Here is a 13,933-nt window from a genome sequence, read left to right on the forward strand (position 1 = left end):
TCGCCTTCCTGATTCAGTTCCGGGGTAGGCCCATGACCATCTGCGCGATGATGTTGAGCTGGATCTCCATCGTTCCGCCGCCGACCAGTTCGGCGGGTAGGTGCAGATAGGGCCGGACGACGGCGGGTTCGGAATCGTGGGTCAGCGCAAGGCCGCCGGCGACCCGCAGCGTCGCCGCGAACGTGCGGCGCAGCATCGCAGCGGTGGCGACCTTGGCGATGCTGGACGCCGGACCCGCGCTCTGGCCGTCCAGCAACCGCAGCGTCTCGCGGACGCCGAGCGCCTTGATGGCGTTGCTGTGGGCGTCGACCTCGCCGAGCGCCTGCAGCGCTGCCTGCTGTTCGAGACCGCGATCGGTGGCCAACGCGCGCAGCGCGCCCGCCCGGTCGTTGTGCACGTAGGCGCCGATGGCCACGCGTTCCTGGGCCATCGTCGCGATCGCCAGACCCCAACCGCCGGTGGGCTCGCCGAGCAACAGTTCGTCGGGTACGAAGACGTCCTCGAGGAAGACCTCGTTGAATTCGGCGTCCCCGGTCGCCTGCCGGATCGGCTGCACCTCGACGCCGTCGGCGGTCATGTCGACGATGAAGTAGCCGATCCCACGGTGTTTGGGCGCGTCGGGATCCGTGCGGGCCAGCAGCGCTCCGTAATCCGAGCGGTGTGCCGATGACGTCCAGATCTTGTGGCCGTTGATGCGCCAACCACCGTCGACGCGGGTGGCGCGGGTCGACAGGGCGGCGAGGTCGGAGCCGGCGCCGGGTTCGCTGAACAGCTGGCACCAGGCGATCTCGCCGCGCAGGGTGGGCGGGATGAACCGCTCCTGGATCTCGGGCGTGCCCGCGCTGATGATCGTCGGCAGGATCCACTCGGGGATGCCGAGCGACGGGCGCACCAACTCCGGCCTGCGGGAGAACTCCTCGTCGATGATCAACTGTTGCAGCGGTGACGCGCCTCGCCCCCACGGCGCCGGCCAGTGCGGTGCGAGCAGCCCTGATTCGGCGATCAGTGTGCGTTGCGGGCCGGTCGCGAAGTGGTCGTAGTCGCCCTGCTTACCGGGTCGGTCGTTGTGCAGTTGTGCTGCGCGGTCGAGGATCTCGGCAACGTCCTGTCGGAACCCGGCCTCGGCGTCCCCGAGGTCGACGCTCATGTCGCGCGCCGTCCCGTCGCGGGTGAGCTCGCCGAGGCGGCGGCTCCACTCGGTGATCGGGCCGAGGGAGGCGGCGAGCGCGGTGGCCCGCCGCCAGTACAGGTGCAGGTCGTGTTCCCAGGTGAACCCGATGGCCCCGAACATCGTCAGGGTGTCGAGGACGAGATCGGGGGCGGGTGCGACAGCCATCAGCACCGCACCCCCGGCCGCGATGCCATGCTGCTCGATCGATTCGGTGTCGGCGCGCAACGCATCCCACGCCGCCGACGTTGCGAGCTCGCTGCTGATGAGCAGTTGGGCGGCGCGGTGCTGCAGCGCCTGGAACGCGCCGATCGGCCTGCCGAACTGCTCCCGCGTACGCAGGTGGTCGGTGACGGCGCCGACGCACCACTGCAGGATGCCCGCGGCAGCCGCGGCGGTGAGCCCGGCGATCACGTAGCGTGCCCGGAGTTCGTCGATTCCGCACAGCTCCGCGGCCGCCGGAAGCGGATGGTCGCTCAGGCGCAGGATGCCGGTGTCGACCGTGAGGTCGGTGCCCTCGAGCGCCTCGACGGTGACGGTGTCGGCGCCCGTCTCGACGGCCAGCCAGCGGGTGGCGTCGGAGTCGTTGACGCGCAGCAGGACTCGTGTGGCGGCGCCGACGGCCTGGGTGACCGCCGAGGCGCCGCTGACCTGCCACCCGTCGTCGGTTCGTACGGCGGTGAAGTCGCCGGTGACCACGGCAGCCGGTTCGCCGGCGGCGAGCGCGGTCAGCAGCGCGTCGGCCGACGAGTCGGCGGCCAGCGCGGCGACGGCTCCGGCGGTGACCGTCGCCAGCAGCGGGCCGGGCAGCAGCGCGCGTGACGCGGCTTCCACGACGCACGCCGCGTCGGTCAGGGTGCCGCCCTGCCCGCCGACGTCCTCGGCGAGGTGGACGGCGTGAAAGCCGTTGCCGGTGAACTCCTCCCACCAGCCCGGGAGGTCTCCGGCGGCCAGCGCCGAGGCGGCGGCCCGCGTCTTGTCGACGGGGGCGTGCCGGGCGGCGAAGCCCGCGACGGCGTCGGCGAGCTGCTCCTGCTCGGGGGTCAGGGCGATGGGCATCAGCGGCGCTCCCCTGCGCTCTGGCGGCGGTGTGAGACGAAGAATCGAGCGGCGTCGGCGAGCGCGTCGGCGGTGGGCGCCGGATGCCAGCCGAGTTCACGTTCGGCTTTGGAGTGGTCCATCCGCGACATGATGCGCATGAGCCGGATCGACAGCGGCGTCAGCTTGGTGTCGCGCCGGCGCAGCCGGGCGATCGGGGCGTTGAGCGCCGCGGCGGCGGCCAGGACGCCGATCGGCACACCGTAGCGGGGCGGCGCGACATCGACGGCGCCACAGGCTGCTTCGTAGATCTTGCGGGCGCTCATGAAGCTCTCCGAGATGATGTAGCGCTCACCGGGACGACCGTGCTCCCCGGCGAGGACCAGCGCGCGGGCGGCGTCCTCCACACCCACGACCTCCGACTCGGCGCCGTCGATGTAGAACGGCATCTTGCCGCGCACCGCTGCCGACACCAGCGCACCGTGGGGGGTGGGCAACCAGTCGTCGGGACCATAGGTGTTGGACACGCACATCGCGACGGCGGGCAGAGCCCGCTCGCGGTAGGCCCGCAACACCAGGTTCTCCGCGTCGACACGGGTGCGCACGTAATCACCGGCGCGGTCGAGCCAGTTGTGCGGCGTCTCCTCGGTGGCGGGCCCGTCGGTGGACCGCCCGATGGTGGCGATCGAGCTGGTGAACACAAACCGGTACAGATCGGCGTCCGCCGCGACGTCGAGGACCCGCCGCAGACCCTCGACATTGGTGCGCCACAGCGGCGCCGGGTCGAGCAGCCAGGCCCGGGCGTCGACCACGCAGTAGAAGACCACGTCGCAGCCCGCCATCGCCTCGCGCAGGGCGGCCTCGTCGAAGATGTCGCCGTAGTGGCGTTCGACCGGCAGTCCGTCGATACCGCGCGTCGAACTCGTCCGGCGGATCAGCACCCGGACGTCATGGCCGTCGGCCACGAGCTGCTTGGTGACATGGGAACCGAGGAACCCGCTGGCTCCGACGACGAGCTTCTTGGCCACGGCCCTCCCGGCCTCCATCACTGGCGAGACGATCCGTCTCGTCTCGTGGCACACTACGGGGTGATGACTTCCTCTGCAACGCCGGGCCCGTCGATCAGACGGCGCAGCGAGAAGTCCCGCGTCGCCATCGTGACCGCGACGCGGGAGTTGTTGCTGGAACGGGGTTTCGACGGGCTGAGCATCGAGGCCGTCGCAGCCAGGGCCGGGGTGGGCAAGCAGACCATTTACCGGTGGTGGCCGAGCCGGCCGGCGCTGGTCGCCGATGTGCTGCTCGAGGACGCCCCCCGGATTCTGGCGCCGGTCCCCCACAGCGACGACGTGGTCGCCGACGTCGTCGCCTGGACCGACCGGTTGGCGGCGACGCTGACCACCGACCGTGGGCACGCCATGCTGCGGATCCTCACCGTCGCCTCGCTGGAACACGAGGACACCGCGGAACGGCTGCGTGCGGGTTTCGGGTTACCGCTGCACCGCTCGGTGCACGAGCGGTTGCTGGCCGACGGCGTGGACGCTGCGACGGCCGAGTCCGCGGCGGACGCGATCGTCGGGGGCGTGGTCTACGCGATCCAGCGGGAGGGCCGCACATACTCCCGGGAGCGGGCCAGGCGTACGGCTCGGCTGATCCTGGAGCGCGCGACTGCGCCGCAACGCTGAAAGGGGCCGGGCAATCGCCCGACCCCTCTTCAGCTCATCTCAGCTCATCTCAGCTCAATGTATCCGCGGGCTAGCCGATGCAGCCCACACCGGGGATGCAGCCCGTCACGCCACCGGGACCGGCGGAGCCACTGGGACCACCCGGGATGGTGACCGTGGCGCCGTCAGGACCGGCGGACCCGGCCGGGCCACCCGGGATCGCACCCGACGCACCGTCGGGTCCGGCCTCGCCCACGGGACCACCCGGGATCGCGCCCGCGGCACCACCGGGGCCGGCCTCGCCCACGGGACCACCCGGAATTGCGGCGGACGCACCGCCGGGACCGGCCTCACCGACCGGACCACCCGGGATCGCGCCCGCGGCACCACCGGGGCCTGCCTCGCCAACGGGCCCACCCGGGATCGCGCCTGCCGCGCCCTCGGGACCGGCCGTACCAGCCGGGCCACCCGGGATGGCGGCGTTGACGTCGGGGACGCACGCGGAACCGTCGGCGTTCAGGCACGGCGGCGGAGGCGGCGGCTGGTTAGGGGTGAACTGACCTGTGGTTCCGAAAGCCGCTGGGGCGAAAGCGATCGCAGTGGCGGCAGCACCTGCGAACAGGGCCGGGGCGGCTTTGCTCATCTTTTTTCGCATGACAGAACCATTGCCGCCGGTTTCGGTTTTGAAACACCGAAGGCTCTACGTCTCGCCCGGTTTGGGTCACAGCCGGGACGGTTATGTGAGTAGGGTGGCCGACGGTTCTGCGGAGATCTCCAACGATCCGCCGACCCTGTCTTTCCCTGCCCCCACGCCACCACCGCGCGTGATCTCCGGCGCATCGCACCGTCCCGGCAGCGTCGTGGCCCGCCGCTACCGCCTGCTGGCCTGTCACGGCCGCCACCGCGTACTCGAGTTCTGGCAGGCCGTCGATGGCGCCACCGGCCGGCGGGTCGCCCTCACGCTGGTGGATCCGCAGCACACCCTGCCCGTGGAGTTCGTCAACGAGATCATCTCGCTCACCGTCCGGTTGCGCGGTGTCGAGACCGACGGCGTCGCGCGGATTCGCGAGATCTTCCACACCGGCCGGTTCGGCGTGGTGGTCAGCGACTGGATCCCCGGCGGCAGTCTGCGCGAGGTCGCGGATACGCACCCCTCCGCACTCGGCGCAGCCACCGCCCTCGAATCATTGGCGCACGCCGCGGAAGCGACGCACCGGGCCGGTCTGCGCCTGGGCCTCGACGATCCCGCCCGGGTGCGGGTCAGCGCCGACGGCCGCGCGGTGCTGGCGTTTCCCGCCACGTTGCCCGACGCCACCGTCCAGGGCGATCTGCGCGGCATCGGCGGTTGTCTGTACGCCCTGCTGACGGGTCACTGGGTCGACGATTCGCACGCCGATTGGGCTGCGCTGCAACGTGATTCATCCGGTGAACCCATACTACCGGCGGATGTACCCTATCTGATCTCGACGACCGCGGCGGGTCTGGTGCGCAACCCGCCGGGGATCGCGACCGCCTCGACGCTCGTTTCGCTGCTGCGGCAGGCCGCCGACGACGCGGTGGCCGAGACCTCCGATATCCGGGTGCTCGATCCCCTCCCGCCACCGCCGCCCGGGCGATACGCCGACTTCCGCAACGTCGAACCCGACGAGCTGCGGCAGGCAGCCCGCAAAACCATCCTGCGCGCAAGCATCGGCGCCGCCGCGGCGATCATCGCCGTGGGGGCCATTTCCCTGGGGTCCAACCTCAACGACTTCTTCGCGACGCCGGAGCAGACGCCCGCGATGGACGCGGATCAACTCGGCCTCGGTGCCGAACCGCCGCCCGCACCCGTCGCACCGCCGGGCACCGTGAAGGCGGGGGCCGCAGCGCCCATCACGCCGGCCTCGGCCGAGGCCTTCTCCCCCGACGGCCGACCGGACAACCCGGAGGCCGCCGGCCGGGTCATCGATGGCGACCCGTCATCGGCGTGGTCCACCGACAACTACTTCGACTCCGAACCCTTCCCGACGTTCAAGGAGGGCCTCGGCCTGATGGTGCGGCTGCCCGCCCCCGTCACGGTTGGCGCGGTGACAGTCGATCTGGGCAGCACCGGCACGGTGGTCCAGGTGCGGACGGCCCGCCGTGCGGATCCGCGCGCACTCGCCGACACTGAGGAGATCAGTGCGCCGACGCCGCTGAACCCCGGCCGCAACACCATCGCCCTCACCTCGAACGAGCCGGTGTCGAACGTGCTCGTCTGGGTGAGCAAGCTGGGAAACACGAACGGCAAGAACCAGATCGGCATCGCGGAGATCACCCTGCACCCGCCGGGTCCGCCGGCCTGACGTCACCGGTACGTATGGCCACCGGTGCCCGGTCGCCACGTCTCCGGATCCAGGTTGAGCACCTCGAGTCCCGGCAGCGTGAACGGCAGCTGGTCGCGGTGCGGGGCGGTCAGCCCGAGCGCTTCGAGCCGGTCGCCGTGGCCGGAGGCGATCGTCGCGATGCTGAACAGCGATTCGCTGCCGGGGGTGAGGTACCGGCTGTGGTCGCTGATCGGATCCGTCCACCCGGCGACCTCGGCCTTGAAGCGCGTAGAGCCGAACCCGTCGGCGGCCGGGTCGTCGCCGAGTGCGATTTCCCCGCCGAGGTGCGTGACGGGGTCCGTCGACGCGGCACCGACGAAGAGATGCCCGCCTTCGGAGAGGTGGAAGTCGGCGGCACTCCTGGCCAGATCGGTGCCGGGTGACCCGATGAGGACGACGTCGTCGACCCGCATCCCCGATCCCGCCGCGGCGTCGGCGACAGTCGTGGACCCGTAGGAGTGGCCGATCACGGTCACGTGCGCGTCGCCGGTGTGGGTGACGGCCAGGGCGTTGACGTCGGCGGCCAGCAGTTCGCCGCCTCGGCGGGCCAGGCCGGGCTGCCCGACCTGCGGATCGGCGAGACTGTCGGGCGCGTCGTAGCCCATCCAGGCGACGACGGCCGCGGTCCGGGTGGAATCGGCGGCCGCGGTCTCGTTGTAGACGTGGGCGGCGGCGTCGTCGCTCAGCCAGCCGACGTTGTTGCCGGTGCCGGGCACAACGACGGCGGTGTCGTCGGCGGTGTCCGGGTCGCCGATCGCGACGGCGGCTCTGCCCTGCCCGCCGAATGCTTCCGGCTCGTAGATGTACAGGAACGTCGGCGCGTCGGTGTTGTCGCGCTGGGCCCGCAGTCCGTCGCGCACCGCGATGGCGTTGTCATAGCGGACCATCTGGTGGCGGGGTATCGCGCGAGTCGCGTGCTCGACGCGGGCGATGTCGGCGGTCAGGACGGCGATGTTGGCCTCGCTGCGGACCGCGACCGGAACGCCGTCGAGGTTGCCGAGCCGCTCCGGGTGTTCGGTCAGCAGCCGGCGTCGGTCGGTGTCGCTGAGGCGGTCCCACCACTGCTGGACCTCAGCGGAGCTGCCATCGGGGACGGCCAGGTCGGTGGGGGCCTGGGGCAGCGTGCCGATGAGACCTTCGACGGCCGTGCGGATGTCCCGGCTGACTCGGCGGTCGGTGGAGTCGAACTCGGCGAGCAGGGCGGTCAGGGTGGCGGTGCCCGTCGCGGCGAGCTGCCGCACCCGGAGCCAGGCGAGCGGGCTGGTGGCGGCGTAGCGGTCCAGCGCGCTGCCGGGCTCGACGGTCACCGTGCCGGCCGGCGACACGCGCCAGCCCTGCTGCCGCAACCGGGTGGCGGTATCGAGGACGTCGGTGCGGTCGCGGGTCAGCTGGGCGCCGCCGCCGTCGAGGGTGGTGTGCAGCCGGTGCACGGCGTCGCGGAGGTGGCGCATCCGGTGCAGGTTCGGGATGGCCCGGGTGACGGCGGCCTGGGAGGCGTCGCCGTGCCAGTCGGTGCGTAGGGTCTCGATGGCGTTGTGCTGCTGGTCAATTCGGTTCTGCAGGTTGATCGTTGAAGTGCTGAGCTCCTCGGCCGTCTGAGCCAGGGCCTCGGGACGGGACCCTTCGATGTCGGGGAGGGTCAGCGGCATGGGAGGCACCGGGCGATGTCCTCGTCGGTGCGGACGTAGAGGTCGGCGGCAGCGGTCAGCCGCTCGGCGTGCGTGGTGAGGTCGGCGGCCAGCGCGGCGGTGACGCGATCGAGGACGGTCGTGGCGTGATCGCAAGCGGCGGCGGTGGCCAACCCTGCGACCGCGCCCGCGGCGTCGGTCATGGCGTGGCCGGCGCTGTTGGCGGTGAGGTGGTCGGCGACCTCGGTCTGCCAGGACGCCGCGGTGTGCAAGGAGTCGGGGTTCACACGCAAAGGCGCAGCCACGGATCGAGCGTATGGCGGCGCCGACCGGCGGCTGTGCGGAGTTGGTGCAGGCTGTGGATGATTTCCCGCCTGTGGAGAACCGGTCAGCAGTCCACGATGTTGACCGAGACGTTGATGGCGAGACCGCCGGTCGACGTTTCCTTGTACTTGCTGTGCATGTCGGCGCCGGTGGCTCGCATCGTCTCGATCACCTCGTCCAGGCTGACGTGATGGGTTCCGTCGCCCCGCAACGCCATTCGCGCGGCGTTAATCGCTTTGCCTGCGGAGATCGCGTTGCGTTCGATGCACGGTATCTGGACCAGCCCGGCGATCGGGTCGCAGGTCAGACCGAGGCTGTGCTCCATGGCGATCTCGGCGGCGTTCTCCACCTGTCGGGCGGAGCCGCCGAGGATTTCGGCCAGGCCCGCGGCCGCCATGGATGCGGCCGAGCCGACTTCGCCCTGGCAGCCCACCTCCGCGCCGGAAATGGACGCGCGCTCCTTGAACAGTGCGCCGATGGCACCGGCGGTGAGCAGAAAGCGGACCGCGGTCTCGTCGGGATCGACCCTGCCGGGCTGCGTGTAGTGCACGGCGTAATGCAGGACGGCCGGCACGATGCCGGCGGCGCCGTTGGTGGGTGCGGTGACCACCCGTCCACCCGAGGCGTTCTCCTCGTTGACGGCCAGCGCCACGAGATCCACCCAGTCCTGGGCGAACTGCGGGTCGCGCTCGGGGTCCTCGACCGTGAGCCGCTCGTACCAGGCCTTCGCGCGGCGACGCACTCCCAGGACGCCGGGAAGCACGCCCTCGCGGGTGATGCTCTGCCGTTCGCATTCCGCCATGACATCGCGGATGTGCAACAAGCCGGTCCGCACCTGCGACTCCGAACGCCGACTCAGCTCGTTGCGCAGGGCGACCTGGCTGATAGGGCATTGCTGCTCATCGCAGATCGCGAGCAGTTCGACAGCGGACGAGTAGGGCAGTTCGACGGGATCAGAAGGCTCTTCGGTGACGCCGTTGGCGTCGACGATGAACCCACCCCCAATGGAGCAGTAACTGCGCGAGGCCAACTCATGGCCGTGCTGGTCGGTCGCGGTGAACGTCATGCCGTTGGGGTGTCGCGGCAACACCTCGTCGGGACGACAGACGAAATCGTCTTCGGTCAGAGCGACCACCACGGCGCCCGCCAAGCGGATCTCGCCCGAGGTCGCGATCTCCGCGAGTCGGCGTTCCTTGTGGTCGGTGGTGATCGACTCCGGTTCGCAGCCCTCCAACCCCAGCAGCACCGCGGACATGGTGCCGTGCCCGGCACCGGTGGCCGCCAGGGAACCGTACAGAACGACACTCACTGAGGCCGTTCGCGACAGCAGGTCAGCGGACTGCAGGGAGCCGACGAACCGCGCCGCCGCGCGCATCGGCCCGACCGTATGGGAACTGGAGGGGCCGATTCCTACGGTGAAGAGGTCGAAGACGCTGACGGTCATCGCTTCACCGTCGATCGCGTTCTGCCGGCCGTTTTCGGCGTCTCGGACAAGGGCGACTCCCGGTTCGGAGCCCGGACCGGTGCCCGGGCTGCTGCGCCCTCCCCGCTCTGTCCTGAAACCTGAGAGTCTGAGACACCGCAACGCGGCGTCGTACACCTTCGGTAAGGCATGGCCTACGGCCCGCCTTGTCTCCAGAGTTGCCTTCGCGTTGCGGTACATGCGCCTGAGAGATTCCCGGGGAGGAGATTGCTCCTACGGCACCTCAGAAGTCGAGGTTTCTCCCGCATCGCGTCGATCGGCTATTCGGTTGTGATGTGCGCCACAGTACACACGTGGCGAGTCGGATGTCCACCGATCAGGCATGTGGCGCGTTCTCAAAACGTCTGTCCGCCAACATAATCGGGCGCTCAAACACAAAGGCCGCGAACCCGAGGATCCGCGGCCTTGATGTCGCGGTTCGCAGAACCGCTCGTGGTGGGCGAAGGGGGACTTGAACCCCCACGTCCCGAAGGACACTGGCACCTGAAGCCAGCGCGTCTGCCATTCCGCCACTCGCCCGTCAGACCGAGGGAGCCTATCACCGAAGCCGCCACCGCCCCAAAACGCCCGCGGCGGTGCGGAGCCTCCGCCAGACGCGGCGCGGTGCGGACGAAAGGCAGGAGAAATTCCGGCATCAAACCTCATCGTGATTCTCTTCAGTTCTGGTGATCCGACCGGCCGAGACGGGGTAGATACCATGCAGGAAGGTCGTCGGCCAGCGAGAATGCCGTCCAGCGGCCCCACGGAGCAGGCACGACGAGGGAGAGGCGGGCGGTGAGATGGGTCTGGTCGACCGTTTCGAGCGCAAGCTGGAATCCACCGTCGGCGACGCTTTCGCCCGGGTGTTCGGTGGGTCGATCGTCCCTCAGGAGGTCGAGGCCCGGTTGCGCCGCGAAGCCGAGGCCGGAATCCGCACCGTCGGCCGCGGCCATGTTTTGGCTCCGAACGACTACGTAATTACCCTCAGTGTGCCCGACCATTCAAAGGTCAGCGCCGATCCGGACCTGACCGCGACCGCATTCGCCAGGCATCTGGAGGGATACATACGTGAGCAGGGGTGGCAAACGTATGGTGATGTGGTCGTCAGATTCGAGCAGTCGCCGAACCTGCACACTGGACAGTTCCGCGCACGCGGCGCGGTCAACCCCGACTCGACCACCGGCGAACCCGCCTCGGCACACCGAGACCACGCGTACACCGCAGAACCAGGAGTACCACCGATGAGCGACAACCCGAGTTACCGCGGCGACCAGGGACAGGGACGGCCCGGCGACGACTACTACGAGGATCGCTACGGACGCCCGCCCGGCGAGGAGCAGCGCGGCCAGGAGCCCCGCGCGCCCTACCCGCCGGCACCGGAGCAGGGCCGCTACCCCGAGCAGGGCGGCTACCCGGATCAGGGCGGCTACCCCCCGAACTACGAGCAGCGCGGTCCGGGCGGCTACGGGCCGCCCCCCGGCGGCGGCTACGAACCCCGGCAAGACCAGGGCTACCGCCAGGGTCCCGGCGGCGGATACGACCAGGGTTACCGGCAGGGCCCGGGCGGCTACGGTCCCCCGCCCGGCGGCCAGCCCGGCTATGGCGCTCCTGGCGCTCCTGGCGCCCCCGGCGCCGACTACGACTACGGCCGCCCGCCCGGCCCCGGCCGCCACGAGGACGGCGGCTACGGCACTCCCGGCGGCGGCCGGCCCGGCTACCCGGACCAGGGCGGCTACCCCGACCAGGGGTACGGCGGTGGTTACGGCGCTCCCCCGGCGCCCGGCCGTCAGGACTACGGCCAGGATTACGGCCGCGGCTACGGCGAACCGGGCGGCGGCTACGGCGACCAGCAGGGCTACGGCGAGCAGCAGGGCTACGGCGATCAGGGCGGTGGCTACGGACAGGACTACGGCCAGGGCGCCGGAGCCGGCTACGGCGCCGGGTACGGCCAGGGCGACTACCCGTCCGGCGCCGGCGCGTCGGTCACACTGCAGCTCGACGACGGCAGCGGCCGCACCTACCAGCTGCGTGAGGGCGCCAACGTCATCGGCCGCGGCCAGGACGCCCAGTTCCGGCTCCCGGACACCGGCGTCTCACGCCGCCACCTGGAGATCCGCTGGGACGGTCAGACCGCGCTGCTGTCGGATCTGAACTCCACCAACGGCACCACCGTCAACAACGCGCCGGTGCAGGAATGGCAGCTCGCCGACGGCGACGTCATCCGCCTGGGCCACTCCGAGATCATCGTCCGCGTGCACTGAGTGCTCACGACGCCCGGTCACAACCCGGGAACATGCGGTCGGCTTGAGGCGTGCACTGATTACCACCCAAGTATCGTGACTTTGCGCCGACGGCGTGATGCGCCGTCGGCGCACCGTGACCGGGACGGAGAGGACGTCAGATGCAGGGGTTGATGCTGCAGCTGACGCGCGTCGGTTTCCTGCTGCTGCTGTGGCTGTTCATCTGGTCGGTGCTGCGCATCCTGCGCACTGACATCTACGCACCCACCGGCGCCGTCATGGTCCGCCGCGGATTGGCGCTGCGCGGCTCGCTGCTACCGAACCGGCAGGCTCGCGGGGTGGCTCGCCACCTCGTCGTCACCGAGGGCGCCCTGGCCGGCACCCGCATCACCCTGGGCAGCCAACCCGTGCTGATCGGGCGCGCCGACGATTCCACCCTGGTGCTGACCGATGACTACGCCTCCACCCGGCACGCCCGGATCTCGCCACGAGGTTCGGAGTGGTACGTCGAAGACCTAGGATCGACCAACGGCACATACCTCGACAGGGCGAAGGTGACGACGGCGGTAAGGGTTCCGATCGGTGCGCCGGTGCGAATCGGCAAGACGGTGATCGAGTTGCGCCCGTGACCCTGGTTCTCCGGTACGCCGCGCGCAGCGACCGCGGCCTCGTCCGCGCCAACAACGAGGACTCCGTCTATGCGGGCGCCCGCCTGCTGGCCCTGGCCGACGGCATGGGCGGCCACGCCGCGGGTGAGGTGGCCTCCCAGCTCGTCATCGCCGCACTGGCCCACCTCGACGACGACGAACCCGGCGGCGACCTGCTGAGCAAGCTGGACAGCGCCGTCCGCGAGGGCAACGCCGCGATCGCCGCGCACGTCGAAGCCGATCCGGAACTCGACGGTATGGGCACCACGCTGACCGCCATCCTCTTCGCGGGCAACCGGCTTGGCCTGGTGCACATCGGCGACTCGCGCGGCTACCTCATGCGCGACGGCGAGCTCAACCAGATCACCAAGGACGACACCTTCGTCCAGACCCTCGTCGACGAGGGCCGCATCACCGCCGAAGAAGCCCACAGCCACCCGCAGCGGTCGCTGATCATGCGGGCGCTCACCGGTCACGAGGTCGAGCCGACGCTGATCATGCGCGAAGCCCGCGCCGGTGACCGCTACCTGCTGTGCTCCGACGGTCTGTCCGATCCGGTCAGCCACGAGACCATCGCCGACGCGCTGCGCATCCCCGACGTCGCCGAGAGCGCCGACCGGCTCATCGAACTCGCCCTGCGCGGTGGCGGACCGGACAACGTCACCGTGGTGGTCGCCGACGTCGTGGACTACGACTACGGCCAAACCCAGCCGATCCTGGCCGGTGCTGTCTCCGGTGACGACGATTCACCGCCGCCCAACACCGCCGCCGGCCGCGCGTCGGCGTTCAACCCGAAGCGCAACGCCCCGAAACGGGTTGTGGCGCAACCGGAAGAACCCGTCAAGAAGCCGCGCTCGCGGCGCCGGATGTTCATGGCCGCCACGGTGCTGGTGCTGCTGGTGCTCGCCGGGCTGGCCGTCGGCCGCGAGATCGTGCGCAACAACTACTACGTCACCGCCCACGAGGGCACGGTCTCGATCATGCGGGGCGTGCAGGGGTCGTTTCTCGGCTACTCACTGCAGGAGCCCTATCTGCTCGGCTGCCTCAACGCCCGCAACGAGCTGTCGCTGATCAGTGCCAACCAGTCCTCGGAGAACCGGAGCTGTCAGCCGCTCGACGTGCAGGACATGCGCGAATCCGAACGCGCGCAGGTGATCGCGGGACTGCCCGGCGGCTCCCTGGACCAGGCCATCGCCCAGATCGAGGAGCTCGCCCGCAGCTCGGTACTGCCCCTCTGCCCCCCGCCCCCGACGACGACCAGGACGCCGCCACCGCCTCCTGCGCCCTCGCCCACGGTCCGCCCTGGGGAGGGCGCTTCTCCGCGTCCGTCCCCCACGCCGTCGTCGCCCGCGGCGAGTCCGGCTCCGGAGACGCCGACGACGGCCACCTCCCCGGGCGCCCCTGTCTCTTATACACATCT

11 protein-coding genes, 1 tRNA gene and 2 riboswitches are annotated in these 13,933 nt (G+C 70.5%); of the genes, 5 read left to right on the forward strand and 7 right to left on the reverse strand.

Annotation, left to right across the window (positions count from 1 at the left end):
* Positions 1–13 precede the first annotated feature (13 nt).
* Together A5757_RS05205 and A5757_RS05210 are read right to left on the reverse strand one after the other, a co-directional pair.
* Positions 14–2,227 carry an acyl-CoA dehydrogenase family protein gene (locus A5757_RS05205; protein ID WP_066829686.1) on the reverse strand — a complete coding sequence of 738 codons (2,214 nt, stop codon included), beginning with the start codon at positions 2,225–2,227 and terminating at the stop codon, positions 14–16.
* Entirely contained in the window at positions 2,227–3,234 is a 1,008-nt protein-coding gene (locus tag A5757_RS05210) for an NAD-dependent epimerase/dehydratase family protein (protein WP_082929324.1), read from the reverse strand. Before A5757_RS05210 ends, A5757_RS05205 begins: the two co-directional genes overlap by 1 nt.
* 63 nt (positions 3,235–3,297) lie before the next feature.
* On the opposite strand from A5757_RS05210, the gene A5757_RS05215 reads away from it, so the two are divergent.
* Complete coding sequence (locus A5757_RS05215; RefSeq protein ID WP_066829704.1) at positions 3,298–3,888, forward strand: TetR/AcrR family transcriptional regulator; 591 nt, start codon at positions 3,298–3,300, stop codon at positions 3,886–3,888.
* Between the two features lie 70 nt (positions 3,889–3,958).
* Here A5757_RS05215 and A5757_RS23105 read toward each other — a convergent pair whose 3' ends face one another.
* Positions 3,959–4,510: a hypothetical protein gene (locus tag A5757_RS23105; protein WP_231983892.1), complete on the reverse strand. Its 552-nt coding sequence runs from the start codon at positions 4,508–4,510 to the stop codon at positions 3,959–3,961.
* Positions 4,511–4,616: 106 nt separating this feature from the next.
* Between A5757_RS23105 and A5757_RS05225 the strand changes: the two genes are divergently transcribed.
* Positions 4,617–6,191: a protein kinase family protein gene (locus tag A5757_RS05225; protein ID WP_156618181.1), complete on the forward strand. Its 1,575-nt coding sequence runs from the start codon at positions 4,617–4,619 to the stop codon at positions 6,189–6,191.
* A gap of 2 nt (positions 6,192–6,193) precedes the next feature.
* Here A5757_RS05225 and A5757_RS05230 read toward each other — a convergent pair whose 3' ends face one another.
* The 4 genes from A5757_RS05230 to A5757_RS05245 form a co-directional block, all read right to left on the reverse strand.
* Positions 6,194–7,861 carry an alpha/beta fold hydrolase gene (locus A5757_RS05230; RefSeq protein WP_197497262.1) on the reverse strand — a complete coding sequence of 556 codons (1,668 nt, stop codon included), beginning with the start codon at positions 7,859–7,861 and terminating at the stop codon, positions 6,194–6,196.
* Positions 7,852–8,145, reverse strand: a complete 294-nt coding sequence (locus tag A5757_RS05235; protein WP_197497263.1) for a type VII secretion target — start codon at positions 8,143–8,145, stop codon at positions 7,852–7,854. The genes A5757_RS05230 and A5757_RS05235 overlap by 10 nt, the downstream gene beginning before the upstream one ends.
* An 83-nt stretch (positions 8,146–8,228) precedes the next feature.
* Entirely contained in the window at positions 8,229–9,608 is a 1,380-nt protein-coding gene (locus A5757_RS05240) for an L-serine ammonia-lyase (RefSeq protein ID WP_066829694.1), read from the reverse strand.
* A 97-nt stretch (positions 9,609–9,705) separates the two neighbouring features.
* A riboswitch (glycine riboswitch) is annotated at positions 9,706–9,809 on the reverse strand.
* Positions 9,810–9,902: riboswitch (glycine riboswitch) on the reverse strand.
* A 178-nt stretch (positions 9,903–10,080) separates the two neighbouring features.
* Positions 10,081–10,166, reverse strand: a tRNA-Leu gene (locus tag A5757_RS05245).
* A 260-nt stretch (positions 10,167–10,426) separates the two neighbouring features.
* On the opposite strand from A5757_RS05245, the gene A5757_RS05250 reads away from it, so the two are divergent.
* From A5757_RS05250 to A5757_RS05260, 3 genes are all read left to right on the forward strand, one after another.
* Positions 10,427–11,887, forward strand: coding sequence for an FhaA domain-containing protein (locus tag A5757_RS05250; protein WP_066829696.1), 1,461 nt, complete (start codon positions 10,427–10,429; stop codon positions 11,885–11,887).
* A 140-nt stretch (positions 11,888–12,027) separates the two neighbouring features.
* Positions 12,028–12,495 carry an FHA domain-containing protein gene (locus A5757_RS05255; protein WP_066829698.1) on the forward strand — a complete coding sequence of 156 codons (468 nt, stop codon included), beginning with the start codon at positions 12,028–12,030 and terminating at the stop codon, positions 12,493–12,495.
* Positions 12,492–13,933, forward strand: a 1,442-nt coding sequence (locus A5757_RS05260; protein WP_066829701.1) for a PP2C family serine/threonine-protein phosphatase, incomplete at its 3' end; no start/stop codon positions are given. The genes A5757_RS05255 and A5757_RS05260, both read left to right, overlap by 4 nt.

It is taken from the genome of Mycobacterium sp. 852013-51886_SCH5428379 (assembly GCF_001665575.1).
GTDB lineage: Bacteria > Actinomycetota > Actinomycetes > Mycobacteriales > Mycobacteriaceae > Mycobacterium.